Annotated in this window: 22 protein-coding genes; 13 read left to right on the forward strand and 9 right to left on the reverse strand. The window is 60.6% G+C overall.

Features of this window, described 5'->3' with window-relative positions; translation table 11 throughout:
• Nucleotides 1–18: 18 nt before the first annotated feature.
• Nucleotides 19–1,383, forward strand: a complete 1,365-nt coding sequence (locus tag O987_RS09425; RefSeq protein ID WP_043371875.1) for an efflux RND transporter periplasmic adaptor subunit — start codon at nucleotides 19–21, stop codon at nucleotides 1,381–1,383.
• A 6-nt stretch (nucleotides 1,384–1,389) separates the two neighbouring features.
• Nucleotides 1,390–3,501: a site-2 protease family protein gene (locus tag O987_RS09430; RefSeq protein WP_200879597.1), complete on the forward strand. Its 2,112-nt coding sequence runs from the start codon at nucleotides 1,390–1,392 to the stop codon at nucleotides 3,499–3,501.
• A gap of 403 nt (nucleotides 3,502–3,904) precedes the next feature.
• Here the strand turns inward: O987_RS09430 and O987_RS09435 are convergent, their stop codons facing one another.
• Nucleotides 3,905–4,456, reverse strand: a complete 552-nt coding sequence (locus tag O987_RS09435) for a ferritin-like domain-containing protein (RefSeq protein WP_003056899.1) — start codon at nucleotides 4,454–4,456, stop codon at nucleotides 3,905–3,907.
• A 431-nt stretch (nucleotides 4,457–4,887) separates the two neighbouring features.
• On the opposite strand from O987_RS09435, the gene O987_RS09440 reads away from it, so the two are divergent.
• Both O987_RS09440 and O987_RS29205 read left to right on the forward strand, forming a co-directional pair.
• Nucleotides 4,888–5,454, forward strand: a complete 567-nt coding sequence (locus tag O987_RS09440) for a hypothetical protein (protein WP_043371879.1) — start codon at nucleotides 4,888–4,890, stop codon at nucleotides 5,452–5,454.
• Nucleotides 5,455–5,878: 424 nt separating this feature from the next.
• Nucleotides 5,879–6,262 (forward strand): hypothetical protein, encoded by a 384-nt coding sequence (locus O987_RS29205; protein WP_172671722.1) that lies wholly within the window; start codon nucleotides 5,879–5,881, stop codon nucleotides 6,260–6,262.
• A 263-nt stretch (nucleotides 6,263–6,525) separates the two neighbouring features.
• Here the strand turns inward: O987_RS29205 and O987_RS09450 are convergent, their stop codons facing one another.
• Nucleotides 6,526–6,675 (reverse strand): hypothetical protein, encoded by a 150-nt coding sequence (locus tag O987_RS09450; RefSeq protein WP_003056894.1) that lies wholly within the window; start codon nucleotides 6,673–6,675, stop codon nucleotides 6,526–6,528.
• 198 nt (nucleotides 6,676–6,873) lie between these two features.
• Here O987_RS09450 and O987_RS29040 point away from each other — a divergent pair, with 198 nt between their 5' ends.
• Nucleotides 6,874–7,035, forward strand: a complete 162-nt coding sequence (locus O987_RS29040) for a hypothetical protein (RefSeq protein ID WP_003056892.1) — start codon at nucleotides 6,874–6,876, stop codon at nucleotides 7,033–7,035.
• A 569-nt stretch (nucleotides 7,036–7,604) separates the two neighbouring features.
• Here the strand turns inward: O987_RS29040 and O987_RS09465 are convergent.
• Together O987_RS09465 and O987_RS09470 are read right to left on the reverse strand one after the other, a co-directional pair.
• Nucleotides 7,605–8,474 carry an alpha/beta fold hydrolase gene (locus tag O987_RS09465; protein WP_291607968.1) on the reverse strand — a complete coding sequence of 290 codons (870 nt, stop codon included), beginning with the start codon at nucleotides 8,472–8,474 and terminating at the stop codon, nucleotides 7,605–7,607.
• Nucleotides 8,475–8,487: 13 nt separating this feature from the next.
• A complete protein-coding gene (locus O987_RS09470; RefSeq protein ID WP_043371885.1) occupies nucleotides 8,488–8,739 on the reverse strand; it encodes a hypothetical protein in 252 nt (83 codons plus the stop codon).
• 353 nt (nucleotides 8,740–9,092) lie between these two features.
• Here O987_RS09470 and O987_RS09475 point away from each other — a divergent pair, with 353 nt between their 5' ends.
• From O987_RS09475 to O987_RS28715, 3 genes are all read left to right on the forward strand, one after another.
• Nucleotides 9,093–9,389, forward strand: coding sequence for a DUF883 family protein (locus tag O987_RS09475; protein WP_029158817.1), 297 nt, complete (start codon nucleotides 9,093–9,095; stop codon nucleotides 9,387–9,389).
• Nucleotides 9,390–9,450: 61 nt separating this feature from the next.
• Nucleotides 9,451–9,798 (forward strand): PRC-barrel domain-containing protein, encoded by a 348-nt coding sequence (locus O987_RS09480; RefSeq protein ID WP_003056880.1) that lies wholly within the window; start codon nucleotides 9,451–9,453, stop codon nucleotides 9,796–9,798.
• A gap of 84 nt (nucleotides 9,799–9,882) precedes the next feature.
• Nucleotides 9,883–10,206, forward strand: coding sequence for a hypothetical protein (locus O987_RS28715; RefSeq protein WP_003056878.1), 324 nt, complete (start codon nucleotides 9,883–9,885; stop codon nucleotides 10,204–10,206).
• Nucleotides 10,207–10,390: 184 nt separating this feature from the next.
• On the opposite strand, the gene O987_RS09485 is transcribed toward O987_RS28715, so the two are convergent.
• The 5 genes from O987_RS09485 to O987_RS09505 all read right to left on the reverse strand — a co-directional run bounded on the left by O987_RS09485 (nucleotide 10,391) and on the right by O987_RS09505 (nucleotide 15,891).
• Complete coding sequence (locus tag O987_RS09485; protein ID WP_043371888.1) at nucleotides 10,391–12,577, reverse strand: TonB-dependent siderophore receptor; 2,187 nt, start codon at nucleotides 12,575–12,577, stop codon at nucleotides 10,391–10,393.
• 78 nt (nucleotides 12,578–12,655) lie between these two features.
• Nucleotides 12,656–13,372, reverse strand: coding sequence for a TonB-dependent receptor (locus O987_RS09490; RefSeq protein WP_043371890.1), 717 nt, complete (start codon nucleotides 13,370–13,372; stop codon nucleotides 12,656–12,658).
• Between the two features lie 168 nt (nucleotides 13,373–13,540).
• Nucleotides 13,541–13,900 carry a DUF3325 domain-containing protein gene (locus O987_RS09495; RefSeq protein WP_003056872.1) on the reverse strand — a complete coding sequence of 120 codons (360 nt, stop codon included), beginning with the start codon at nucleotides 13,898–13,900 and terminating at the stop codon, nucleotides 13,541–13,543.
• A gap of 3 nt (nucleotides 13,901–13,903) precedes the next feature.
• Nucleotides 13,904–15,586 (reverse strand): PepSY-associated TM helix domain-containing protein, encoded by a 1,683-nt coding sequence (locus O987_RS09500; RefSeq protein WP_043371892.1) that lies wholly within the window; start codon nucleotides 15,584–15,586, stop codon nucleotides 13,904–13,906.
• Nucleotides 15,583–15,891 carry a DUF3649 domain-containing protein gene (locus O987_RS09505; RefSeq protein ID WP_003056870.1) on the reverse strand — a complete coding sequence of 103 codons (309 nt, stop codon included), beginning with the start codon at nucleotides 15,889–15,891 and terminating at the stop codon, nucleotides 15,583–15,585. Before O987_RS09505 ends, O987_RS09500 begins: the two co-directional genes overlap by 4 nt.
• Before the next feature lie 464 nt (nucleotides 15,892–16,355).
• On the opposite strand from O987_RS09505, the gene O987_RS09510 reads away from it, so the two are divergent.
• The 5 genes from O987_RS09510 (at nucleotide 16,356) to O987_RS09530 (ending at nucleotide 24,738) form a co-directional block, all read left to right on the forward strand.
• Complete coding sequence (locus tag O987_RS09510) at nucleotides 16,356–16,874, forward strand: sigma-70 family RNA polymerase sigma factor (protein WP_029158818.1); 519 nt, start codon at nucleotides 16,356–16,358, stop codon at nucleotides 16,872–16,874.
• Nucleotides 16,871–17,851 (forward strand): FecR domain-containing protein, encoded by a 981-nt coding sequence (locus O987_RS09515; RefSeq protein ID WP_043371894.1) that lies wholly within the window; start codon nucleotides 16,871–16,873, stop codon nucleotides 17,849–17,851. Before O987_RS09510 ends, O987_RS09515 begins: the two co-directional genes overlap by 4 nt.
• 148 nt (nucleotides 17,852–17,999) lie before the next feature.
• Entirely contained in the window at nucleotides 18,000–20,606 is a 2,607-nt protein-coding gene (locus O987_RS09520; RefSeq protein WP_043376296.1) for a TonB-dependent receptor, read from the forward strand.
• A 66-nt stretch (nucleotides 20,607–20,672) separates the two neighbouring features.
• On the forward strand, nucleotides 20,673–22,790 hold the full coding sequence (locus O987_RS09525; RefSeq protein WP_043371897.1) for a choice-of-anchor tandem repeat GloVer-containing protein: 2,118 nt from the start codon (nucleotides 20,673–20,675) through the stop codon (nucleotides 22,788–22,790).
• Nucleotides 22,791–22,836: 46 nt separating this feature from the next.
• On the forward strand, nucleotides 22,837–24,738 hold the full coding sequence (locus tag O987_RS09530) for a choice-of-anchor tandem repeat GloVer-containing protein (protein ID WP_043371899.1): 1,902 nt from the start codon (nucleotides 22,837–22,839) through the stop codon (nucleotides 24,736–24,738).
• Nucleotides 24,739–24,754: the final 16 nt, after the last annotated feature.

Below are 24,754 nucleotides of genomic sequence, written 5' to 3' on the forward strand. Positions count from 1 at the left end.
CCATGAGGCGGTTGTGCGATGAATGCAGCCGTTTCTCCTCAGAACGCAAACCCGGCAATGCTGCTGCTCGAGCTTGGGCATCGAGCCAGGGCCGCGCGCAGCAGCGCCGAACTGCGTTTTTTGCTGGTCAACGACAGCCGTTTGCTCGTGCCTTACCGTCAAGCATGTTTGTGGCTGGACAAGGAGGGTGTGACGGCGCTGTCCGGCGTGGTCGAGACCGACAGGAACACTCCTTATGCGCAGTGGCTCCACGGGGTTGGCCAGTTTCTCCAGGCGCAGCCATCCGTTCAGGTTCGGCGCTTTGAACCGGCTCAGCTTCCTCCCGAGCTGGCCGGTTCCTGGAACGAATGGCTGGGTGCCTATGCGATATGGGTGCCTCTTGTGCAGGATGCCCAGACACCTGTTTGTTGCGGCGGGTTGTTGCTTTCAGGGGCGCAGCCTGTTGAAGAGCAGCGTTTTCCGCTACTCGCCGAATGGTGTCATATCTGGTTCCATGCGTACTCCGCATTGCAGGCAGGCCAATCCAGGTTCTGGCGAAAGCCTGCGGTATCAGTAGCTGCGGCCAGGAGCTGGTGGCAGAAAAAGCCTGTCTGGATCATTGGCGGGCTTATTGCGATTGGTGCTGTCCCCGTGCATATGAGCGTTCTTGCTCCGGGTGAACTGGTAGCGGCCCAGCCTGTGGTGTTGAGAGCACCTCTGGATGGCGTCATCGATCAGATTCATGTCCAGCCCAACCAAGTGGTTCGTAAAGGTGAACGCTTGTTTGGACTGGATGAGGCGCAGATCGGCAGCCGATTGGAAGTTGCCCAGCAAGCCTTGCTGACCGCTGAGGCCGAGTACCGGCAATCGGCCCAGCTGGCCTTGGGCGATGCTCGTTCCAAGGCGCAGCTGGCCGTGCTCGTCGGGCGTATAGGCGAGAAGCGCGCCGAGGTGCAATACCTGAGCGATCAGCGTGAGCGCAGCCGGGTGCTGGCACCTGAAGATGGCATGGTCCTGTTTGACTCCCCCACGGAATGGTTGGGCAAGCCTGTGCAGACGGGCGAGCGCGTGATGCGCATTGCCCGGCCTGATGAGGTGGAAATCGAAGCCTGGGTTCCCATCGGCGATGCCATTCCATTGACACAAGCTTCGACAGTGAAGCTGTATCTGGCTGCCAATCCTATGGCGAGTCTGGAGGGCAAGCTCCGGTACATGGCATATGACGCCAGTGCCAGGCCGGATGGTAGCTATGCCTACCGGGTGCGAGCCACCATGCCGCCCAATAGGGAGGAGGCCCGTATTGGCCTCAAAGGTACCGCCAAACTGCAAGGCGATTGGGTGCCCCTGGTCTATTGGGTTTTGCGCAAGCCCTGGGCTGTCCTGCGGCAGTTCCTTGCCTGGTAAGTCGGCATGAGTACCGCATGGCCTGCATTGCGTGAAGAGCTGGATTTGCTTGCCGGTCCTGTGCTGCCCGATGGCCAGCCCAGCTGGACCCTGCATGATCCCGTGCGTAATCTGTTTTTCCAGCTGGACTGGGCCAGCTTTGAGGTGTTCAAGCGCTGGCATTTTGGGGCCGCTGAAGCGATTGTGCAGGATGTGAATGCTCAAACGACATTGACGCTGCATCAGGAGGACGTGAACGCGCTTTTCCAGTTTGCGCAGCGCAATGATCTACTGGAGCCACTTCCCAATAGTGCGGGCACGCTGGCCGAGCGTTGGCAGTCCAGGCGTTCAAGCTGGATGCAATGGCTTTTGCATAACTACCTCTTCTTTCGGGTCCCTCTGATCAAGCCCGATCGCTGGCTGACACGATGGGCGCCGCGGCTGGACTTTCTTTTCAGTCGAGCTTTCGGCTGGATTACCTTGCTGGCTCTGTGCGCTGGACTTTGGGGCGTTTCCCGCGCGTGGGGTGTGTTTGCCGCGACCTTGGTTGATTCGCTGACCTGGCAAGGCCTGGCGGCCTACGGCTTGACTTTGGGGTTTGTCAAGGTATTGCATGAGCTGGGGCACGGCTTGACTGCCAAGCGATTCGGATGCCGCGTTCCCACCATGGGCGTCGCCTTTCTGGTGCTATGGCCGGTGGCATACACAGATACCAATGAGGTCTGGAAGTTGACACGGCGTGACCAGCGCCTCAAGGTGGCGGGCGCCGGAATTGCAACGGAGCTGATCATTGCCGCATGGGCCTTGCTGGCCTGGGTCTGGTTGCCGGAGGGGGCACCTAAATCCATGGCCTTCTTGCTGGCCACCACGACATGGGTCAGCACCCTGGCCATCAATGCAAGCCCATTCATGCGCTTTGATGGGTATTTTCTGCTGTCCGACTTTCTGCAAATGCCCAATTTGCACTCACGTGCCTTTGCCCTGGCACGCTGGGATATGAGAGAGAGATTATTCAAGCTCGGAGAACCTCCGCCAGAGTTTTTCTCCAATGCCAAACGCCGCGGGCTGATCCTGTTTGCCTGGGCTACCTGGATTTATCGACTGGTTCTTTTCTTGGGTATTGCGGCCTTGGTCTATCACTTCTTCATCAAGGCGTTGGGTATTTTGCTGTTTCTGGTGGAAATCGTGTGGTTCATTGCCAAGCCTGTGTGGTCAGAGATTTCAGCGTGGTCTTCACGCTGGCCTCAAATCGTGCGTAGTCGAAGAGCTCGTTGGAGCGCTGTCGGTGCCTTTGTCCTTGTTGCGCTGTGCTGGCTTCCGATGCCTGCTCCGATTCGCACGGAGGGCATGTTGCAATCCAGTGATATTTGGCCTTTGCATGCGCTTGACGCATCGCAGCTGCAACAGCAAATACTTGGCAACGCAGATACGATTGCGCTGGATGCGCCTGTCTTTGTGCTGGATTCCCCGGCGCTCAAGGCTGCTCAGGCTCAGAACGATGCCCAGAGAATCCAGTATTCACAGCAAATAGCTGCGGCAGGTTTCGACTCGGAGCTGCGCCGAGATTGGCAGGTTCTGCAGGAGCGCCAGCTGCAGGCGGCCACCCAACAGCAGGCGGTGGAAACCGAAGCCAGCCGATACCGGCTGAATGCCTCGGGCGCCGGAGTGCTGCGAGATGTGGATCCTGATCTGCGGCAGGGAGACTGGCTCGCCCGCAACGAACTGCTGGGCAGAGTCGTGGGCCGTGATCGCTTGGAGGTTCTTGCCTATGTGCAGGAAGAAGATGTCCAGCGCATCAGCACCGGCGACAGCGCAATTTTCATCGCTGACGCTGGTGTGGGGTCGGTGCTGGATCTGAGGGTGCGCAGCGTCGATCAGGATGCGAGTCGTACTCTCTCGGAGGCGGCGCTGTCTTCGGCGGCTGGCGGCATGATTCAGGTTCGAAGCATGCAATCGACCCTGTACCCGGAGCGCCCGGTCTACAGAGTGGTGCTGGATGTGGTGACACCGCTGGAGGCCGACACCGGTTTTCAGCACCGCTGGCGTGGCAAAGTCGCCATTCGCGGTCGTTGGGAAGCCGCTGCAGCGCAGTTTGTGAAAACTGCGACAAGTGTCTTCTGGCGAGAAGCCGGTTTTTAGCCTCTGGTAGCTGTGTTCTGTTCGTCAGCAAACCGGATCGTTTCCAGCGGCTGCTCATTCCAGGGCTGAATGACAGCGATGAGAACCTTGCTGTAGCACTGAAGCCTCGGGTCATCGGTTTCCAATTCTGGAGTGTGGCCGAAGAGCGGCATGGCATTGACCGATGCACGGCTTTGCACAGCATGCGGTGGCTGTACAGCGGGTGGGCATGCACGGACTGCAGCGCGGCAAACTCAAGGCGCTCATCGCGGTGAGGACACCGCGTGTGAGATAACACGTGCCCGAGATAACAGCGCTGCCTGCGTCGGCTTCGGGTGTTGGCAATGGCTGGCTGAGCTGCGGCAACGGATACTGGAGTCGGTGGATTGGGCCCCATACCCCGCTCAGATGCTGATGGCGGCTGCTATTTATGCATCCAGTCGGACAGCTCGTCAGCGTGCTCCTGCTCCTGTTCAAGGATCTGCTCAATCAGACGGCGAGTCGTGTGGTCTTTATCTCCGATGAGGGCAATCATCTGTGTGTAGGCCTCGATAGCCACACGTTCCGCAACGAGGTTGGCCCGAATCATGGAATGCAGATCCAGTTGCTCATCGTAGTCAGCGTGACTGCGGTCAACAAGCGTGGCCGGATTGAAGTCGGGCTCACCGCCCAGTTGGACAATGCGCGCAGCTATTCGATCGGCATGGGATTGCTCCTCGTTGGCATGTACGAGAAATTCACCAGCTATGGCTGGAGAGGACAGGCCGGTAGCGGTGAAGTGGTGCCGTTTGTATCGCAGAATGCAGACCAGTTCGGTGGCCAGGGAGTCATTCAGCAGCTGGATGATGTCCTCGCGCCAGGGGCTTTTTTCTTCAACGACAGCTCCGTCATCCAGGCTGCGCTTGGCTCTTTCCAGAGCTTGGGTATCAATCTTCAGTCGCGCGTGAGCGTTTTTCCTTTGTGCAATTTGGGACATACGTGGGTCTCTGAGTGATGGGGTGAACACAAGGCTGGCAGCTCCTGCCGGAGTCAGGCCAGCCGCGTATGTCCAAACTTAGATGGCATCGCCATGCATGTCTGTGAGACAACTTCGCATAAGTCTCGCTGAAGCGCAGTCCGATTTTTGAAGTTGCTCCATGTCAGACCGGGCCTGGGAGCCTCGTGCATTCCTGGCTGCAGCGGGTTCCGGGCCCTGAACCGATGAGCGCCTGTGGATGGCCAGCGTAGGCTCAGACCCACCCTCATTTTTAGGTATGCCTGACGCTGTGCCAGGCATATGAGTCCTAGAGTCAAAGTTCGCCCTGCACAACAGAGGCGCACGCTCAGGCAGCGCCGCCGTTGGGCGGGTTAACGATCCATTGCGTATGTCTAAAGGCATCGTGATAACAACCTGAAAAGGAAAGTGTCATGAAGTTCAACCCTAAGCTGGCCATCGTTTACGCCGCAACCGCATTAACCACATCGGCTTTCGCTTTGACTCCCGCGGAACACACAGCAGAGAAGCAACGTATCAGCGCGGAGTACAAGGCCGCCAAAGAGCAATGCAAAACACTGAAGGGCAATGCCAAGGACGTCTGTGAAGAGCAGGCGAAAGGCGCTGAGAAGGTGTCGTCAGCGGAGCTGAAATACAAAGCCGAGCCCAACGAAAAAAACCAGTATGCGGTCGCCAGAGCGAAGGCTGATACCGATTACGGAGTGGCCAAGGAAAAGTGCGACGACTTCTCTGGCAATTCGAAAGATGTGTGTCAAAAAGATGCAAAGGCCGCGCATGTGAAGGCACTGGAGTCCGCGAAAGTTTCCGAAGTTCGAAATGATCCGTCTGCAAAGCCAGGTGATATTGCCAACGCAAGAAAGGACGCCAGCGAGAAAACCAGGGAAGCGGACTACAAGGCTGCCAAAGAGCGCTGTGATCCGTTGTCCGGCGATGTCAAAGAGGCCTGTGTAGCGGATGCCAAGAGACGTTTCGGTCAATAAGCTCAGTACTCTGAAGACGTAGGGGCGGAGTTTCATGCTCCGCCTTTTTTCATGTATGCCTCAGATCTGCATGGATATCGATATATCCGGATGTGTGCCTGAGGACCTGTGAAATATGAGGAAGTCAGTACGGGTCGAGATTGTGTATTGCGTGACGCACTGCCCATCGGCTTCAGGAGCTTGATTTTCTTCGGAATGAGGCCTGGGGTACCTGTTCTTTGGCTCATGCCGCCGCCATCTGAATGAGGAATATCTGGCGATCAACTTGACGGAGATCGATCTGGGAGGCGCTGAAGAACAGCATTTGAGAAACACGAACACTCAAGGCTGGTGCTGTGTGAATCTTGTTACTTTGGGTAAAACCGTTTAGAGCTAGGGATGACTTCGCGTAAGTTGAAGGATCATTCTTACAAACGGGAGGAACATGCCAATTCCAGGAACGCCTGCGCCATTTGATTTAAAGCTGCATGACTGGCTGAGCAAGATTGAAGCCGCAAAGCCATGTCATTGTCAGCAGGACGCGCATGATCTGATCATGAGTTTGTGGGCGCAAACTCATCTTGAGGGCGGTGCTCCTGAAGTGCTTGTACAGGCTTTGCTGAACAGAAAGCTCTGTATCGAAGATGGTTGGCAGGGTCTGGACTCCGATGTCGCGTTTACCGATATTGACGCGAATGTTTCGGTACGAGTCCATCTGCATATGGATGGAAGTGTCGTCATTCAATCGATCGAAGAAGATGCGCCCCAGATTCTGGGTGTGCTGCCAGCTGCGCCACAAGACCAGTTGGTGTCGGTAAGAGTTGGATGAACCCATAAAAGTGCCCGCCGAAGCGGGCAAATTTCAGGGTCGTATCAAGCAGTCCTTCAGCGTGGGCAGTCAATGCATTTGAATACTAGGCGATGGCTTTGTTTCCTCGCCGAGTTGCCGCTTATTGCATTTGCACTGCTGCTGATTGAAATTCGGACTCTTGATAGGTTGCCCCATCTGTAGCGGCCAGTAAAGGCTTCGATACTGCTTGTTTGTCAAAGGGTGGCAAACATCTTCAAGCTCACTGGTCGCGTTATCACGTCCTATTTTGCCTGTTGCTGCTTCTGCTGACCCTGCTGCTGCCCAGGCTGTTGCTGCTTTGGGGCTTGCTGCTGTTGCTGCTTTTTTTGCTGATCCGCCGCGTTTTGACCTTGTTGATTCACGTTGTTCTGCTGGTTGTTTTGCTGTTGCATAACTCTAGTCCTTCAGTTGAGGTGAACAACAAGCGGTTGCTTGCTGTGGTTCAAGCATGACGCGTCATCAAAAACCACTTTGTAGGAAGTCGAAGACCAAACCTGTCTTTTGTAACGATGATCGCCATCGACCAGGCTCTGCCATTTACTTGCTTCAGCAGCGACAGTAAGGTGGGATGAAGTCCAAGGAGACAGGTCATGAAAATTCTGAATGCGACCGGCCCCGATGCCCCCAATCTCCCCCCGCTTGAGGATCCGAATCGGCCTCCAGGTGTTGCTCCCTCCAAGCCCAAGCCGATCGATCCTCCCCAGGATGTTCCTCCGGTGCAGCTTCCGCCAGAACCTGCGCCCCAGCCCTGAAGGAGGCCGCAGATGCCAAGAGGGGACAAGTCCAAATACACGGACAAGCAGAAGCGCCAGGCTGCACATATCGAAGAGAGCTATGAGGAGCGGGGAGTGAGCGAAAAAAGAGCCCAAGAGATCGCCTGGGCCACGGTGAACAAAGAGTCCGGGGGCGGGAAAAAGTCCGGCTCGGGCAGAGCCAAGCCCCAATCCAAGCCATAGCGACGTCGGCTCAGATCAGCGTCTCATCAGACAAAGTTGAAGAGATGGCTCACAGTCTGCGGCACACTTTTGCAGGCATCTGCACAGGCTTGACGTAAGCGGGCGGGTGCTGTTTGCATTCATTGGCACATGCCTGGCCATCTCGCTGTTGCGAGCCATGGAGAACGCAGCGAGACATCAGATTGCTGCACAGTCAACATCCAGCATGAGGCAGCAGGTCATCATCTGCACATCGCTTTCCTTGAGGCAGGCATGCAAAGCATGAATCGCAAGCGGCGGTACAGCCGTTGCATTCATCAATGCAGGCCTGGTAGGGGTTGGTTGAAATCAAGGCAGACTCTTTCCAAAGCAGCGAAGAAAGAGACTCAGTGAGCCTTGATGAAATCGATCAGCGCCCGATTGAACTCCCGGGCATGCGAGAGATTGCAGCCGTGCGGCCCGTTCTTGATGATATGGATGTGACTGCCTCTCACTGCATCGTGGGTTCTGGCCCCGCTGACCTCCAGAGGAACAATGCGGTCGCTGTCGCCATGAATGATGAGCGTAGGCACATCAATTTTCTGCAGATTGTCGCGGAAGTCGGTTCTCGAGAAGGAACCGATGCAGGCATGGGTTGCCTTCGCCGAGGCAAATGCCGCAATCGTCCTGGCGTACTCGCGCTGTGCCTCGCTGACCAGCAAGCTGTCTGGCGCATTCGAGAAGAATTTCTGCGTGAATTCATCCAGAAAACTCAGACGATCCTGGAGCACGGCCTGCTCCTTCTTCGCAACGTCCGCTTCGGAGACCGCTCCTTGCGGGTTCGTCTCGCACTTGAGAAGGAACGGTGGAACAGCCGCTGCGAACACCGCACATCGGATAAAGGCGGTGCCGTAGGTCCCGATGTAGCGAGCCACTTCGCCGCCGCCCATGGAGAAGCCCACCAAGCAGACTTTCTCCAGTTCAAGCTCCGTGATCAGCTCATTGAGGTCTCTGGCCAGCGAGTCGTAGTCGTAGCCACCCCAGGGTTGGGAGGAGGCGCCAAAGCCTCGTCGGTCATAGGCAATCACCCTGAATCCGGCATCAACCAGATCGGCAATCTGAGGCTCCCAGGTGCGTGCGCTCAGAGGCCAGCCATGAATGAGCACAACGGGCGGACCACTCCCAAAGTCTTGATAGTGCAGTTTTAGGGGCCTGGAATTGGATTGGGAAATATCAAGGTATGGCATCGGATCTCCTGTGTAGTGACGGTCATGCAAGACCTGAGCTGGACTAGGTCGTTCTTCGGCTACCCAAGGGGCGTCCATCGCTGGCCCTGGCATCGGTATCGACCAGACCTCTTTTGAGGTCGTTGTGGGCTTGCTCCATCTCCGGGTGAACATTGCCGCCGGTTGCATGCAATGACTGATCCCGCTCGTGCGGCAACTGGGACTCGTTGCCATGTGCCCCCGAGTCGCCCTTTTTCCTGAGGTTTACCTTGGCTTCGTCAGGGCTTGCCACCGTCAAATGGTCTTTCGGTTTCATAAGCGCCTCCTTTCGAAACCTCAGTCTGGTGTAGTGACCAGGAGTGCCGTGTAGTCCATGCGACAAGACATGTTCGAAGCTGTGAATGACGTGTCCAGATGCTATGGGTCGATTCACGGATTCAGCGTCGAGAGGTTCGAAGTCGCTTGCCATGACAAACACCGCATACCCCGCACCGACCGGGCATGCGCGGGGCCGGCCTGTTCACGAGGAGGGTTCTGATCCTCAGTTTGAGTGATGAGGACGTCGTTGCCTCAGGTCACATTTCAGATTGCCAGGCCCGGGCTCGGCCTACAGCAACTCCAAGCTCGTGTGCTTACTCTGAACCTCACATGTTCACGAAAGGAGCTCACATGAGATTTCGAAAAGCGAATACCGCTGACCTCGCCAACGACCTGAGCCAGTTGCTGGATGACTTGAAGGAAGTCCTCGCCTCCAAGGGGCGCGATGCGGATCCGGCAGCGTCGCTGCTGTTCAGCAAGGCAGCATCAACGCTGGAGAAAGTGAGAACCGCCTCGTCCAATGCAGTTTGCGAATCCAAGGCCGCAGCGCAGGCTGCGGATGCCTATGTACACGACTCACCCTGGCGTGCAGTGGGCGGGGCATTGGCGGTTGGCGCACTGATTGGATTGGTGCTCAGCCGGCGTTAAGCAGTCGAAATTCTCAATAGCCACCGGGCTTCCCGGTGGTCGGTTCAAGCAAGGAGTTCACATGATCACCACATCCGCTCTCATTTCATCGTCCAAGGTGGACGGCACCAAGGTATATAACCCGGCTGGCGAAAAGCTGGGCTCGATCGAGTCCTTGATGATCGACAAGATATCTGGCCAGGTTCGCTACGCCGTCATGGCGTTTGGCGGTTTCCTGGGGATGGGTACTGATCGTCATCCATTGCCATGGAGCACTCTGAAATACGACGTGAATCAGGAGGGCTACGTTGTTTCCCTGTCCAAGGAACAACTGCGTGAAGGACCTCGATATCCCGTGGACACCGTGCCCGAATACACCGATGAGTACGGAAGGCGTGTCCATGACTACTACGGCGTGCCGTGGATCTGAATCAGCCCGGCACTGCAGCGCTCATTGTCGTGAGCGCTTCACACCAGCCGCCTCTGCCGATGCGGCTCTTTCAAGGAGTTTGTTATGAACGGCAATCAGCATTCCGCAGCCAGTACCACGGAATATTGCGCAAACGACAAGCCCTCAGAGAACAAGGCATCTGAGCCGACCGTCATTGCCGAACAGCATAGAAGTGAGTCCGCGACCCCCAAGAACATGGCTGGGAATGCAGTTGCCAGCACGCCGCCTGCTGTGCCTGAGCAGCCAGCCAATCCCCATCCATCGCAGCAGCCACAATATCCTGCGGATCCGATGGACCCCTCCGATCCCAATAGCCCGAATCCGATCGAAGGCGGAAGGGAGGAGCTATTCCCCAGGGAACCTGCCAAGCAGCCTCCCAACGAGTAGTTCTTGCGTGCGCTGAAGATCGATGGCTGTTGGACAGAGAAGATAAGGCGGCGGCAACCGCTTGCACGTGCAGCATGCCGGACCGAGTGCAGCGGCTGCACGGGGGCAATGCTTGGAGCCCGCCAGTATGGCAGGCCCCGGGGAACCGGGACGGAAACTCCTGTTGCCGGCCCGAGCTGCTCGCTCAATAGCGATAGCTGGCAGTCAGCAGGAAGTTGCGGCGTTCGCCGTAGAAGCAGTCGCCACGCGACAGACATTGGGTGATCACCACCTTGTCGCCGATATTGTTGGCATGCAGTGCCAGGCGCCAGTCGCCAGCGTCATAGGCCACCATCGCGTCGGCCAGCAGGGCAGAGGGCGTGTCGATGGCAGAGGTGCCGCTCCACTGCGGCCCGATATAGCGCAGGCCCGCGCCAACGCTCCAGCCGCCGCGGCCCTGGGCCGCAAAGCGGTGCATTAGCCAGCTCGATGCCATATGGCGTGATACCGCTGCTACACGCTGGCCCTGGTCGCCAGCGTTGCTGCGGCTGATCTTGGCGTCGGTATAGGCGTAGGCCAGTGTCCAGTCCCAGTTTCTGGCCAGGCTGGCGATCAGCTCGGCTTCAAAGCCCTGGGTTTTGACCTCGCCCAGCTGCAGGCTGTTGAGTGGGTTGGCTGGGTCATTGGTCTTGCGATTCTGTTCGCGCAGTCCATAGACCGCGGCATAGCCAGACAGACCTTTGCCCTCCGGAATCCATTTGACGCCGGCTTCCAGCTGTTTGCCGCGTTGGGGCTTGAACGGCGTGCCATAGAAATCCACACCGCCCAGTGGCTGGAAGGATTCCGTATAGCTGACATACGGTGCCCAGCCGCCGCCGGCCTGGTAGGTCACGCCCAGGCGCTTGGTGGTGGCAGAGTCGTCGGCAGCCGCAGCCGGGCGACCTTCGGTCTCGGTTTTGGCCTTGTCGTGACGCAGGCCCACCGTCGCGGTCCAGGGGCCCCAGCGCAACTGATCTTGCAGATAGAAACCGAGCTGGCGCTGTGCCACGTTGGGCGCACGTACCAGCTGGGAGGCCGAGGGCGGCATGAACGTGCCATACACGGGGTTGTAGACATCCAGGGCTGTGCCTGGCCCGCGCCAGTTGGACTGGTTGCTGGTGTTGCGCTGCCAGTCCATGCCGGCCAGCAACTGGTGTTGTACCTCGCCGGTCTGCAGCAGGCCTTCGAGCTGCGTGTCGACCAGCAGCATGCGTCCGCCGTTGATCTGCCATACGGCATCGCGCTGTACGGTGCGGCCATTGGCGTCAAACACCGGGCGAGCAGGGCGGCCGGTGGCTGCATTGGCGGCAAAGCTGGTGTAGAGCGTACGGTAGTCCACTTCGCTGATGGTGCGGCGCAGGTTCTGGCGCAGTGTCCATTGCGAGTTCAGGCGGTGGCTGAACAGATAGCCAAAGGATTTGTTTTCGGAGTCGTACTTGTCCCAGCCTGGTTCGCTGATAAAGGTGCGGGTAGGAATCTGTCCGTAGGGGCTGGGCAGGCGCGTGCCCTGCCAGGGAAAGAACTGGGTGATGGAGCCGCTCTTGTCCTTCTGGTACAGGGCTTGCAGCGTGAGCGAGGTATCGGTGCTGGGACGATAGGTCAGGGAGGGCGCAATCACCACGCGGTCGTCCTTGACGTGGTCGACCTGGGTGTTGCTGTCGCGGCCCACGGCCACCAGGCGATAAAGCCACTTGCCTTCCTCGTCTATGGCGCCGGTCATGTCGCTGGCAATCTGCTTGCGACCGTGGCTTCCAAGCTGAATCTGCACCTCATTCAGCCGCTCGGCCTGCGGGCGCTTGCTGGTCAGGTTGAGCACGCCGCCCACGCTGCCCTGGCCGTAGAGCACGGAGGAAGGGCCGCGCAGAAACTCCACGCGCTCCAGCGTGTAGGGCTCGACCTTGATGTTGTTGTAGGTGCCGTAAGTGCGCAGCAATCCGTCCTGGTACTGGCTGACATCGCCGCCGCGCGCCTTGAAGGAGTCCACGCGGTTGTCGAAATAGCTGGAGTTGATGCCCGCCGTATAACGTGTGGTTTCACGCAGGGTAGTCACCCCCTGGGCCTCGAACTGGTCGCGCGTGACCACGCTGATCGATTGCGGCGTTTCGATCAGGGGCGTATCTGTCTTGGTGGCCGAAATCGCCCGTCGTGCGACAAAGCCGGTGACCGGGCCTGTGGCGGTTTCGCCGGCCAGATTGTCTTGCACGGTAACAGGAGCGAGCGTGACTTCTGCATTGCTGTTGGTGCTGGTGGTGGAAGGCGGGGTCTGAGCCTGTGTGCCCAGGCTCAGACAGGCCAGGGTACTGAGCAAGGCCAGTGATCGTCGGTTGGTTACGCCGGGAAATGGGGAGTTCATGGTGCGGTTGTCAAATGGCTGCTACGGAGAAGGACCGTCAGGGTTGGAGGGTTTGCTGGCGCGGCATGTGCTTGCATGTCAGGGCTTGGCGGCTGCAGGCAGGGCGGGTGATGGCATGCCGTCTTCGACGCTGAAGCTCAACGTGGTCACATAGCTGGCCTCGCCATAGCTCTTGCCTTGCGCCTCGCCGCCTTGCTTGTGGCTGTGATGCACCTCGGCCACATACAGTCCCTTCCAGGGCAGGGCAAAGTTGACGCGGCCTTGCTCGTCGCTTTGTGCCTCGCGCGACCAGCCTGACGGTGCGACGATCTGCACCTTGGTCTTGGGCAGTGCCATTCCATTGAAGCTCACCATGAGCTGCCCCGGCGTGCCTGTGGGCACCAGATCAAGGGCCTGGGCATTGACGGCCACGGCCTGTGCCGGCGTTGCCACCCAGCGGGCCGCAGGCACCCATAGCAGGGCTGGCTCATTGCGCTTGCTGCGGTCGATCAAGGGATAGGCGGCGCTGGCAAAAAGGGTTTGGGCCTGACTTGCGGCGTTGTAGCTGAAGCCTGTGGCATTTCGTTGGCCGCTCAGTTGCTGTGTACCGCTGGCTGTTTGCTGGGCCAGCGTGGGCGTGGCCAGAAATTTGTCCAGCGCACCGGGCGAAGTCTCGCGCAGGTTGTCGTTGAACTCGCCAAAGAACAGCTGGGCCTGGCCGCCATTGTTCTCCAGCCAGACCTGATGGGCCTGGGCCGTGCCAAGGCTGGCAAGCACAAAGGTGGCGAGGCCTAGGGCATGATGAAAGTGGCGCATGAAAATCTCCTTGGATGCTGGTAGTTGAATGAAGGGCTATGCTTGAGCGAAGACTGTCGGGCCGGTGTCCACACGCGAGTGCCGAGCCGAGGCGTGACCCTGCGCTTTCCTCGTGCTTGCGGGTCATCGATGGGCGGCGGCTGGCCCGGGCGGGTCCGGCTCGGTGTCTCAATGACCGAAGCGGCTGAAGCAAAAAACCAGTAATGCCAGGCCCAGCGCTGCCAGGCCGAGCACGGGCAGGCGCGGCGCTTGCCAGGTGGCCAGGGCGGTGGCGGCCAGAGCCGACAGGCACAGAGCTGCGGTCCAGGCCGTCGCCGACAGGGCGACGCTGCTCGTAGCCGGAAAGCACAGGGCAATGCCCAGGGACAAGCCCAGCAGGGCCCAGCCACTCTTGAACAGGCGCTGGCGCAGCAGTGCGGCTGCAGGGGCTTCACTCTCCACCCCGGGCCAGGCGTCTTCGTGATGTCGGTCCATGGCCAAGGCCAAGGCCGTCCAGGCGGCAAAGCACAACAGAAAGTCGAGCAGCATCTGCTAAGCCTCCTGCGCCGTGCTGTCGCCGGGAATCCGCGCGGCGTTGGGTTTGCGCTCGGACTTGGCAGGGCCTGCATGTCTGGCTACGGGCAGGGGCTTGTGCCTGAGCAGATGCCGGGTGAGGGCGGCAAGCATCAGTCCCGTGGCCGCAAAACTCAGGTCCATGCCGGCCCAGCTCCAGTCCAGGGCTGGCAGGCTGATGCCCAGATGGGTGGAGGTGGTCAGGGCATTGACCAAGGGCAAAAGCAGATAGGCGAGGGCGGCCAGGCCCAGGACCAGTGCCCAGCCCTGGCGTGAAGGCCGGATCAGGCCCAGCAGCAAGGCCAGTATCCAGATGCCGAAAAAGCAGGACAGCTCGGCATCGGGTCGGCCTGGCATTTCCAGGGGCAGCAGCCGGTTGGCCAGCAGATAGGCCGCGATCGCCAGCGGCAGGCCGCCCATGAGGCCGATATTGAAACTTGCCACCAGCCTTTCGCCAAAGGGCAGGGGGGCGGCAGGCGTCTTGCGCAGGGCCTGGACGCGGCGCTTGACGGACCACAGTATCAGTCCCGAGGCAATCATCAGCGAACCCAGGACGCCAAAGCCAAACAGCACCCAGCGCATCCCGGTATCGGCGAAGCGCCCCAGATGCAGGCCATAGAGCACGCCATAGGTCTTGATGGCCGGGCCTTGCGGATCGACCTGGGTCTGCAGCTGGCCGCTGCGGCCGTCGAAGCGCAGCCGCGCCGGCCCATATTGCAGTCTGTCGCCGTCATGGCGGGTGATCTCCACCAGCGGGCCCTGGCTGTCGCTGCGCACCGTGATGCTGCCGACACGGCCGCCTTGCCATAACAGACTCGCCTGGCTCAGCATGGGGGCCAGATCCAGCATGGGCAGGGGCTCGGCCTGGGCGTTGCCGCCGCGCCTGGCGCTGCGTGCACCGGGAACATCGCCCTGCAGCTCGGAGAAATAGCTTTGCGTGTCCGTTCCTTTGGCGCCAGGGTAGGCGGCGGCTATGCCGGCCGGCATATACATGGCGTGAAAAATCATCAGACCGCTGAAGGTGATCATCAGATAAAAGGGCAGCACCAGCACCCCCGAGACGTTGTGTGCGTCCAGCCAGGCGCGCTGTCCGCCCTTGCGCGGGCGAAAGGTGAAGAAGTCCTTGAAGATGCGGCGATGCGTGACCACGCCGGTCAGCAAGGCAATGAACATCATCAGCGTGGCTACGCCCACGATCCAGCGCCCCTGGATCGTCCAGCGCCCTTTGTGGGCGGTGCGAAGTTCGAAATGGAAGCGGTAGAAGAATTCTCCGCCAGCGGTCTCGCGGGCCTGCAGTGCGGCACCGGTCTGCGGGTGCAGCAGCAAGGTCTCGAAGCGGCTGTTGGGCTTGTCGCGCCACAGTACATTCACGGCCGGCGTGCGTTCATCGGGCAGGCGCATGATGAAGTTGCTGACGCCCGGCGCATGCTCGTGCAGCGCCACCTGGGCGCGTTGTGCGACGTCGCTGTCGGACGCGGGCAGACCATGCAACTCGGGCCGCATCCACAGATTGAATTCGCTCTTGAAGAAGCTCAGCGTGCCGGTGACGAAAATCGCAAACAGAAGCCAGCCCAGAATCAGACCTGACCAGGTGTGCAACCAGGACATGGCCTGGCGAAAACCTTCCTGCTCGGGCTGGTGCGTGGTTCGAGAGCCGGTCATGCCTGCACTCCCCACCACGATGTCCCGTAAATCACTGTCCCCAAGAGCAGCGTAGGAAGAAGCACTCCGGCCCAGGCAAGCCAGGCTGTGCGCGCATAGAAGGTCCAGCCAATCGCCATGGCGTAGACGACCCAGGACAGCAGGGTGGCCGTCATCACCGCCTCCACGCGACTCATCAGCAAACTCAGCAGCAGACTCAGGGCGGCGGTACTGGCGGCTGCGAGCGCATAGCCGCCGAGGGCGGCAGCCAGGCTGCGCGAGGCAACGGCAAGCCGGTAATACGCAAGGGGGGCGCTGGCTTTCATGCCGCCTCCTGATGCGCTGGCGGGCGGCAAGGATTGCGGCATTCAGAAGCCGCAAGGACAAAGCGCGGGCGAAATGCCCGTGGCAAGGGAACGCAGTTAGACGGGAAGCTCAGCATGACAGACAGACAGACAAACGGTGCGGCTGGTTCGCTGGCTGGCTTGTGTCAAGAAATCATGCTGGCGCGCGAAGAAATGTAAAGCCGAGTATAGACTTTATTGAGAATGATTTTTATTTGTTTCTTGATTCGGCTTGCAAGGCCTAGGAAGGCGGTATACGCAGGTTTCCGATCACTGGCCGGTGTCTGTCGGGCAGGCCCTTCCCGGAGCGTTGGGCGATTCATGACTGGGGATCAGCTCTGCATTCCCCTGAGCTATTCAAGGATAAGCATGGTATGTGTTTCAAATGAATACAATTGAGAATGATTCTCAGTAATTAAATTTGAGCCGTACGGAAATCATGAGCCATGGTTGGTGTGCAAGCTAGTTCTTCTTCTCTTTTACACACGCTTTATTGCGACCACCACGGATGGCTGGTGAACTGGCTGAGGCGGCGAGTGCATTGTGTGCAGGACGCGTCAGACCTGGCGCAGGATACCTATATGCGTCTGCTCAGGCAGTGCCCGGAGGAGTTGCAGGAGCCGCGGGCCTTTCTCGCCACGGTGGCACGCAGCGTGCTGATCGATCATTGCCGGCGCATGTCTCTGGAGCGGGCCTATCTTGAGACCTTGGCCCAGATGCCGGAGCCCGTATGTCCTTCGCCCGAGGAGCGGGCCATTGTGCTGCAGGCACTGGAGCAGATAGATCGCATGCTGGACGGGCTGGGTGCCCGCGCGCGCAGTGCCTTTTTGCTGGCGCAGCTCGATGGGCTGACCTACAAGGAAGTGGCGGCGCGTCTGGGTGTGTCCCTGAGCTCGGTCGAGAAATACATGGCGGCGGCCTTTGCGCACTGCTACCGCATCGTTTATCTGGATGCCGCGGCATGAGCGCAGCTCCGAACGAGCCATCGCCGGAGGTGGTGCAGAAGGCCATCGCATGGCTGGTGCGTCTTCAGGGGGGCAGTGCCTCCGCAGCCGTCTGGGATGAGTGCAGGCTCTGGAGAGAGGCCGCGCCCGAGCATGCCCTGGCCTGGGAGCGATTGCAGGGCATTCAAAGTCGTTTTGCCGCCATGCCGGCGGTACCGGCCGCTCTGGCGCAACAGACCCTGAATGGCGCGAGCAAGCATATGGGGCGGCGCAAGGCCATGGGCCTGATGGCCATTGCGATGGGGACCGGGTGTAGCGTACTGATCGCGAATCGGCATTGGCGCGACAGTGCCTTGCTGGCCGATCTTCGTACCGGAGTGGGCGAAGTGCGCCGCATGGTGCTCGCCGACGGCTCCGTCATGCTGATGGACACTTCGACGGCCGTGAACCTGCGCTTCGATGAGGGCGAGAGACGCCTGGTTCTGATCAAGGGGCGCATTGCGCTGACCTCGGGGTCCGACAGCGAGGCGCAGCGCTATCGTCCTTTGTTCGTTCAGACGCCACACGGTCAGGTGCGAGCGCTTGGCACCCGCTTTCAGGCGCAGGTGCGGGAGGACGGCACCCAGGTGCAGGTATTGAGCGATGCCGTCGAGCTCAGACCTCAAGCGACGTCACAAGTCCAGCTTCTGCGTCAGGGCGAGCAGGCCTGGTTCGATGCTTCGGGAGTTCATGAGCTGAAGGCCGGCGACGGTGACGGCGACGCGTGGACGGATGGGTTGCTGGTGGCCCGAAGCATGCCGCTGTCGGTCCTCGTGGCGCAGCTCGGCCGATACCGGGCAGGCTATCTGGCTTGCGACGAGCGTGTGGCGCAACTGCCTATCTCCGGAGTGTTCAGTCTGAGGGACACCGAGCGCAGCCTGGATCTACTGCAGAAAACATGGCCTCTGGAGTTGCGTCGACGCACGCGTTACTGGGTCACGCTGGTGCCGCGCGGCTGAAATTTTCTGACTGGTCGCACAGGCACAAAAAAAATTCAAAAAAACATTACGGGTTTGGCGAGCTGCTTCGTCCTTGTTAACAGTAGCGCCTTGAAAAAGACCGCCGTTTGGCCGGTCTGACATGGCGGCTTTCAGAAAGGACTTATTCATGCTCCCCCGTCGCCTGCCACGCATGCGTGCATCCGCGCCTAGGCACCCCGCCGCACTTGCCCTGACCGCTGCCGCAGTCAGCCTTGCCTGGGGCACGCTGGCGCCGGTGGCTGCCCATGCGCAAATCGCGTCCCAGGCGAGCAATCAGGCGTTGCGTTCGTATTCGATTCCCGCAGCTCCTGTGGAAGCGGTGCTGAATCAACTGGCCCGTGAGGCTCAGGTCATGATCGCGTTTGAACCGGGCCTGGTGCAAGGCAAGCAGAGCCGAGGATTCAAGGGCATGGCAACGGTTCAAGCCGCGCTGGATTCGCTGCTGGAGGATCATCCGCTGCAGGCGCAAAGCGAAGGGCCGGGCGCATGGCGTGTTCTGCCGGCAGCTGCCCGTTCCCCGAAAGCGGCACAAGGCGCACGGGCCGGTGTGCAGGAACGCAATCTGGGCGAGGTGCTGGTCGTCGCGAAAAAGGATGCGCGCCAGCAGGTGTTCGAGACGGCAGCCTCGGTGGCCGTGGTCACGCGCGAGGAGATCGACCGTTTGCCACCGCGCAATACTGCCGATGTTCTTGCAGAAGTGCCGGGTGTCTACACCTCGCAAAGCCGCAGGGATCCGGGGGTGTCGGTGAATATTCGCGGCATGCAGGATTTTGGCCGGGTCAACGTGATGATCGACGGCACACGCCAGAACTACCAGCAAAGCGGACATGGCTCCAACGGCTCGGTGTATCTCGATCCGGAAATGCTGGGCGGTGTGGATATCTCCAAAGGACCAACCTCCACAGTGGGCGGCGCAGGGATGATTGCGGGGGTTGTCAACTTCCGCACCCTCGAAGCAGACGACCTGATAAAGGACGGCAGCACCCGCGGCGCCCGGCTGAATCTTTCGAGTGGCAACAACGGCTATCACTTTGCCGGCAGTGCGGCTCTGGGCCTCAAGCCCCGTGAGGACCTTGATCTGGTAATGCTGGTCAGTCGCAAGAAAGTCGGCGAATTTGAAAAGGGCCGCCGCGGCTCCATGACGGACGATGTGGATGGTCAGGTTCATGGCGTGAGCCAGCTGACCTCGCAGGATCAGACTTCGGTATTGCTCAAGAGCACCTGGCGTTTCGCGCCTGAACAGCAGCTCAAGTTCAGCTATATCGGCATGGATGCGAAGTTCGGCGAGAAGCCGCAGTCGGCCAGTGGCGGTGGCATTCTCAACCATGTCCGTACCGATACCTTGCTCGCCAACTACGCGTGGAACCCGTCCGCAAGCGCTCTGGTGGATCTCAAGTCCAGCCTCTACTACACCCGTACCCGCAATCAGGCGCATCGCTACGCGGGCGGCACGCTGGACCCCTATGCCTATGACCTGCAGTACCAGACCAGTACCGTGGGGGGGACGCTCGAGAACACCTCCCGCCTTCAGTGGGGAGCCAGGGATGCAGCGCTGCTCAAGACCGGAGCGGAGTTCTTCCACGACTGGACCGACCCGCAGGCACAAGCGCTCTCGGTGGGGGCGGATGCCGGCACGACGGCGCTGTATGCGGGCTCGACCCCAAAAGGCAAGCGCACCGTTGCCAGCTTGTTCGGGGAACTCAACTGGATGCACAGCGACTGGCTGGAACTAACAGGTGGCCTGCGCTATGACTGGTACGGCATGCAGGGGGATGGACGCATGCGCGTCGGCTCGCTCATCAACCCTCCGGGCGTGCGCCCCCCGTCGACGGCGCTGTACACCCGCTTCAAGGCTGATCGCAACGATGGCGCTTTCGCGCCCCGCTTGGCGCTGGCCGTCAAACCGGTGGAGCCCATACAGCTGTTTGCCAGCGTGGGCCGGGGCATGCGTCCGCCAGCACTGACGGAGGCGTTGATGTGGGGCCAGCATACGGGCAGCCTCTTTCCCTACTACCCCAACCCGGATCTGCGCGCAGAGCGCTCGCGCAACTGGGAGGTCGGGGCCAATGGCATGTTTGACGATGTGCTGAGCAAGGGCGACAAGCTGCGAGTGAAAGCGGCCTGGTTCAACAACAAGGTCAACGACTATGTGACGCTCGCGCGCATCATGTCGCCCATCGATACCGCCGGGGGCGGCTTGCTGGGGCCCTATGCCTACGTGAATCTGCAGGACCCTTTTCGCAGCAAGGGCCTGGAGCTGCAGGGCGACTATGACAACGGTCGCGTCTTCGGCAGCCTCAACTACACCCACATGCTCGTCAACACCGGCAAGGGTGGTTATGACTCCTTCCCTCTGGGCAGTCTGACGGGCTACCCCAACAACAATCTGGGTCAGTCGGGCGACGCCAACATCTGGTATGTGCTGCCGCCCAGAAAGACCGCCAGCCTGAGCGCCGGTGTGCGTCTGCTCGACAAGAAGCTGACGCTGGGCGGCCGCATGCGCTTTCAGTCTCCCAGCACCAACAGCAGCGTCTGGACCACGCAGGGCGAGCGCTACAACCAGAAATCCTGGCGTCTGTTCGACCTCTGGGCAAGCTACGAAATCACTCCCAACGCCACCTTGCGTGTGTCCATCAACAACCTGCGCGATCTGAACTACTCCGAGATGCAGGGCGGCAGCTATTTCATCGGCCCTGGCCGTACCGCCATCGCCACCTTGTCCATTCAGTTCTGAGCCTCGGCCCGGGCCCGCGCCTTGCCGCTGCTTCCATCCGTCCGTCTTTTCCCAAAGGTCCCTGTGATGTCCTTTTCCGCTCTTCATGGCAGGCCGCTGCATTGGCCCGCTGCAGCCTGCATCGCCGCGGCGCTTTGTGCCGCCATGCCATCCGCCGCGCAGACCAAGGTCAGCGATGCCCGGCTGACCATGCTCACCGCATTGCGGCCCGCCGGCGACGATGTCACCACGCCCGACGGAACCATTGGCTGGCCCGGGGCGCGCTTCCCTACCTCTCCCCCACTGTATGCGGTGCGTCCCGGATCCAGCGCAGGCTATCTGTTCGGCGGCTTCAACGGTGGCGGCCCCAACGTGCTGTCTTCGCAGATGTATACCTCGCTGGGCATGTACACCATGCGCGCCGGAGTCTCGGTCTACGAGCGCGTGGCCTACAACCCCGTCAATGACCTTCACGGCCGTATTTCGAGCACACCGGTGAAGGCCTCCGATGGCAGCCTCTATGCAGTAATGAGCAACACCTATGGCGAGAGGTACGCGGGCAAGAACCAGCCCAGCGACATCGTCTACTCGCCCGCAGTGGGCCTGGGTGTGATCGTGCGTACCGACTACGACGGTGCCAATTCAGGCGTCCTGCAGGGAACGAAGGGGCAGCTGTATTCGCCCAACGGTGCACTGGTCATTGATGCGCAGGACAACTTGTATGGCGTGGACAAGGGGCCCAAGGGACAGGGGCGGGTTTTCAAGATTGATATCGCCTCCGGCAAGGTAAGCACGCTGCATGAGTTTTCGGCCGGACCCTCGGGCATGCGCCAGTCTGTGAACGACCTGATTCTGGGGCAGGACGGCCTGCTGTATGGCGTGACTGCCTACAACCGCGGCCTCCCACTGGCTGCGTCGACGCCGACGGCAGCGAGCACCCCCACGGGAACGCTCTACCGTATCAACCCGGCCGACGGGAGCGGCTTTACCGTGCTCCATACCTTTACGCTGGCCGAGGGTGAAATCAATGTCCAGGACAACGTCACCAACGAGGGCTTTGTGCTTTACCCCAGTGGCATTGCCTATGAAGCAGGGGTGACGGCAGGCGGTGACGTCACCAACCGCACCTTGGGGGCAGGGCAGGAGCATGGTCTGTCGTCGCTGATCGATGGTGGCGACGGCTATCTGTATGGCGCAACCTCGGTCGGAGACTGCTATGTGTACGCGAACAGCACGCTCACCGGCACCTTCATCAAGAGCATCACGCGCGACAACCCTTCTTGCGGATCGCGCAAGTGGGCTCCAAGCGCGACGCTGAGTTACGGCAGGGATCTGCCCTACTACGATGGTCCCAGGCCCTATGGTGCGCTGTATCGCATTGCCAAGAGCGGCGGGCCTTTGCAGATCCTGCATACCTTCAGCGATACCGACGGGGCAACGCCACGCGGGCCCCTGGCGCGAGCTGCGGACGGCGCTATCTACGGCACAACCCTGTCCGGCGGCGCCAATATGTGCACGCCGTCCAGTGCAGCGGCCAATTCCGAAGTGGGTTGCGGCACCGTCTACCGCATCCGGCCGGCAAGCATTCTGGTGAATGGCGAAGGACAGGTCACGCAAGGCGGCTTCGAGCTGGTGCATTCCTTCTCGGGCACGGATGGACGCAAGCCTGTGGGATTGCGCGCGGGCGGTGACGGGCGCCTCTATGGCGCAACCGCCATGGGAGGCCATTATCTGAACAGTGCCGGACAGGTCGTTCCCACGGATTTCGGCACGGTTTTCCAGCTCGCCGTGGATTCGGCCGAAACCCCGCGTGCCGATGCCAGTCTCGTGGCTAGCGCCGGTGAGATCAAGGCCGGTGAAACCGTCTCATTGACCTGGATCACCAATAACGCCAAGCAATGTTCTGCGGCATCGACAGCAGGCGACTGGGTGGGCTCCGTGGCCACACAGGGCAGCGTCGAGCTACGTCCGGCCCGGGGCACCTATCGCTACACCCTGACCTGTGATGTAGCAAGCGGTGCTGCAGGTGCCCAGGTCTCAGCTTCCACCGTGGTCTATGTCAGCACTCCGGCGACCGCCGAGGACGGCAACCAGGTCTCCTACGGCAATGGCGGCGGCGGGCCTCTGGCTTTGTGGCTTTTGGCTCCCTTGGCGGGCCTGGCGGTGTACCGCCGTCGCGAACGCCACTCCCAGACGCTCGGCTGAGCGTGTCCTTTTCACATCGTTTTTTACACCAGGAAAGTCAATGGCAATGAATTCAATCCAACCCGCTCTGCGGCGTGTTGCACGTGTCGCATTTCCCGCTCTGGCACTGGCTCTGCCCTTGGCGCATGCCGTGGCTCAGACGCTGCCAGCCGCCTTCAAGCCCACGGTGTTGCACAAGTTTGGCGGCACCAACAACGGTGGTGCCAAGCCGGCCGTGCCACCGGTGCTGGCTGCTGACGGCCGCCTCTATGGTCACACTTTCCTGGGCGCGACGGCCGTTGCGCCGGCCTTCTGGGGCCAGGGGACGGTCTATGGCCTCGACACCACGGGTGCCAACCACCGCTTCGAACTGCTGGGCAGCATCTACCAGGGGTCGACCCCGCTGGTGCCTACGGCCGATGGTGGCTTTCTTGTTGCTGGCAATGGTGCCGTGCCACCGGGTGGCTTTCCCTGGGAAACTGCAGGCGCAGTCTTCAGTATCAAGGGCGGCAAGGCTGTGGCGCTGCCCGCACCCAGCTTCAAGCCACTGGGAACCATGGCCCTCGACACCGCAGGCAATCTCTATATGGGCTCGGGTGAATCGGCATCGGCTTGCGGCGTGAGTACCACGGCCAATATTCTGTGGCGCATGAATGCCGATCAGAGCTACTCCAAGGTGTTGAATTTCTGCGATTACGAGGAGCAACAGGGCAACAAGCAGTTGCATCCCAAGGGAGGTGCGCCGGTGGCCAGTTTGTGGAGCAGCAAGGACCAGGCCTTGTATGTGCTGACCGGGGTGTCGGCCGATGGGGTGGTGGACAGTACGCTTGCCTCGGACTACCAGGGGCGCTCGGTGGGAACGCTGGTCAAGTTGAGTAAGGCGGCCATCGAGGAAGGCGTTGCCGGAAAGGGCGCGCTGGATTCGTCCAAGGTCGAACTGCTGCACACCTTTATGCGAGCCCGCGATGGTGAGCCAACGGCCAAGGGCGCGCGTGTGTTGGGCATGGTCGAGGCCGGTGAATGGTTGTACGGCACGACGCAATTCAATGCGCCCACGGCGGGCAATGCAATGGACAACCGTTACGGCGGCACGATCTGGCGTGTGAAGAAATCGGACCCCAAGAGCTTTGCCGTCGTGCACTATTTCCGCGGCGCTGGCACTGTGGCACTCGATGGCACGGCGCAGGCCGACGGTAGCGCTCCATCCGGTCCGCTGGTTCTGGCCGCAGACGGCAATATCTACGGAACGACGGCCACCGATGGTTCGACCATGAACACGCCCAAAACCGGCCTGGCCACGCCGTATGGCGCGGGAACTCTGTACCGCATCAAGGTTGGAGCCACCGCCGATCACGCGGACGACAGCTACGAAGTCCTGCATCGTTTCGATATGGGCAGCGAAGGCGGAAGCTTGACCGGCCTGAGCGCCGGTGCGGTCGCGGGTGGTGTGCAAAAGCTCTATGGTGCGGCCAACGTCGGTGGTGACGGCCAGCCGGTGACGACGACGGCGGCCGCGCCCGGCAACGGCACGATCTTCTCCTTTGACGTACCCCTGCCTACAGCGTCATTCAGCGAAGTGCTGACCGCCTCTGTGGCCACGGCTGCTGTCGGATCCACCATTCACCTGAGTTGGGCCACCAACCAGGCCAGCAGCTGCACGGCCAGCGGTGCCTGGAGCGGCGCGCAGCAGACCAGCGGGAGCAAGGTGCCCGTGGTACTGGCGGCTGAGGGAGAGAACAGCTTCAGTCTGACTTGCAGCAGCCAGAACGATGGCCAGCCCGTGACCAGCAAGGTCACGGTGCAGGCCACCGCAGTCACGCAGCCCGGAACGGGTAGCGGCGGCGGCACAGAGACGGGCAACAGCAGCAATGGCGGCGGCGGAGGAGGTCCTTTGAGCGCCTGGTTGCTGGCGCCGCTGGCGGCACTGGCCTGGGCACGCCGTCGCAGCTTGAAGTCCTCGCCGAACTGATGCGAAACCTGGAGCA

Origin of the sequence: Comamonas testosteroni TK102 (assembly GCF_000739375.1) — a bacterium.
Lineage (GTDB): Bacteria > Pseudomonadota > Gammaproteobacteria > Burkholderiales > Burkholderiaceae_C > Comamonas > Comamonas brasiliensis.

Excerpts from the sequence above, each read along its gene's own strand:
- O987_RS09425 (WP_043371875.1), top strand. The coding sequence starts at position 19 with ATGAATGCAGCCGTTTCTCCTCAGAACGCAAACCCGGCAATGCTGCTG.
- O987_RS09430 (WP_200879597.1), top strand. The coding sequence starts at position 1,390 with ATGAGTACCGCATGGCCTGCATTGCGTGAAGAGCTGGATTTGCTTGCC.
- O987_RS09435 (WP_003056899.1), bottom strand. The coding sequence starts at position 4,456 with ATGTCCCAAATTGCACAAAGGAAAAACGCTCACGCGCGACTGAAGATT.
- O987_RS09440 (WP_043371879.1), top strand. The coding sequence starts at position 4,888 with ATGAAGTTCAACCCTAAGCTGGCCATCGTTTACGCCGCAACCGCATTA.
- O987_RS29205 (WP_172671722.1), top strand. The coding sequence starts at position 5,879 with ATGCCAATTCCAGGAACGCCTGCGCCATTTGATTTAAAGCTGCATGAC.
- O987_RS09450 (WP_003056894.1), bottom strand. The coding sequence starts at position 6,675 with ATGCAACAGCAAAACAACCAGCAGAACAACGTGAATCAACAAGGTCAA.
- O987_RS29040 (WP_003056892.1), top strand. The coding sequence starts at position 6,874 with ATGAAAATTCTGAATGCGACCGGCCCCGATGCCCCCAATCTCCCCCCG.
- O987_RS09470 (WP_043371885.1), bottom strand. The coding sequence starts at position 8,739 with ATGAAACCGAAAGACCATTTGACGGTGGCAAGCCCTGACGAAGCCAAG.
- O987_RS09475 (WP_029158817.1), top strand. The coding sequence starts at position 9,093 with ATGAGATTTCGAAAAGCGAATACCGCTGACCTCGCCAACGACCTGAGC.
- O987_RS09480 (WP_003056880.1), top strand. The coding sequence starts at position 9,451 with ATGATCACCACATCCGCTCTCATTTCATCGTCCAAGGTGGACGGCACC.
- O987_RS28715 (WP_003056878.1), top strand. The coding sequence starts at position 9,883 with ATGAACGGCAATCAGCATTCCGCAGCCAGTACCACGGAATATTGCGCA.
- O987_RS09485 (WP_043371888.1), bottom strand. The coding sequence starts at position 12,577 with ATGAACTCCCCATTTCCCGGCGTAACCAACCGACGATCACTGGCCTTG.
- O987_RS09490 (WP_043371890.1), bottom strand. The coding sequence starts at position 13,372 with ATGCGCCACTTTCATCATGCCCTAGGCCTCGCCACCTTTGTGCTTGCC.
- O987_RS09495 (WP_003056872.1), bottom strand. The coding sequence starts at position 13,900 with ATGCTGCTCGACTTTCTGTTGTGCTTTGCCGCCTGGACGGCCTTGGCC.
- O987_RS09500 (WP_043371892.1), bottom strand. The coding sequence starts at position 15,586 with ATGACCGGCTCTCGAACCACGCACCAGCCCGAGCAGGAAGGTTTTCGC.
- O987_RS09505 (WP_003056870.1), bottom strand. The coding sequence starts at position 15,891 with ATGAAAGCCAGCGCCCCCCTTGCGTATTACCGGCTTGCCGTTGCCTCG.
- O987_RS09510 (WP_029158818.1), top strand. The coding sequence starts at position 16,356 with ATGGTTGGTGTGCAAGCTAGTTCTTCTTCTCTTTTACACACGCTTTAT.
- O987_RS09515 (WP_043371894.1), top strand. The coding sequence starts at position 16,871 with ATGAGCGCAGCTCCGAACGAGCCATCGCCGGAGGTGGTGCAGAAGGCC.
- O987_RS09520 (WP_043376296.1), top strand. The coding sequence starts at position 18,000 with ATGCTCCCCCGTCGCCTGCCACGCATGCGTGCATCCGCGCCTAGGCAC.
- O987_RS09525 (WP_043371897.1), top strand. The coding sequence starts at position 20,673 with ATGTCCTTTTCCGCTCTTCATGGCAGGCCGCTGCATTGGCCCGCTGCA.
- O987_RS09530 (WP_043371899.1), top strand. The coding sequence starts at position 22,837 with ATGAATTCAATCCAACCCGCTCTGCGGCGTGTTGCACGTGTCGCATTT.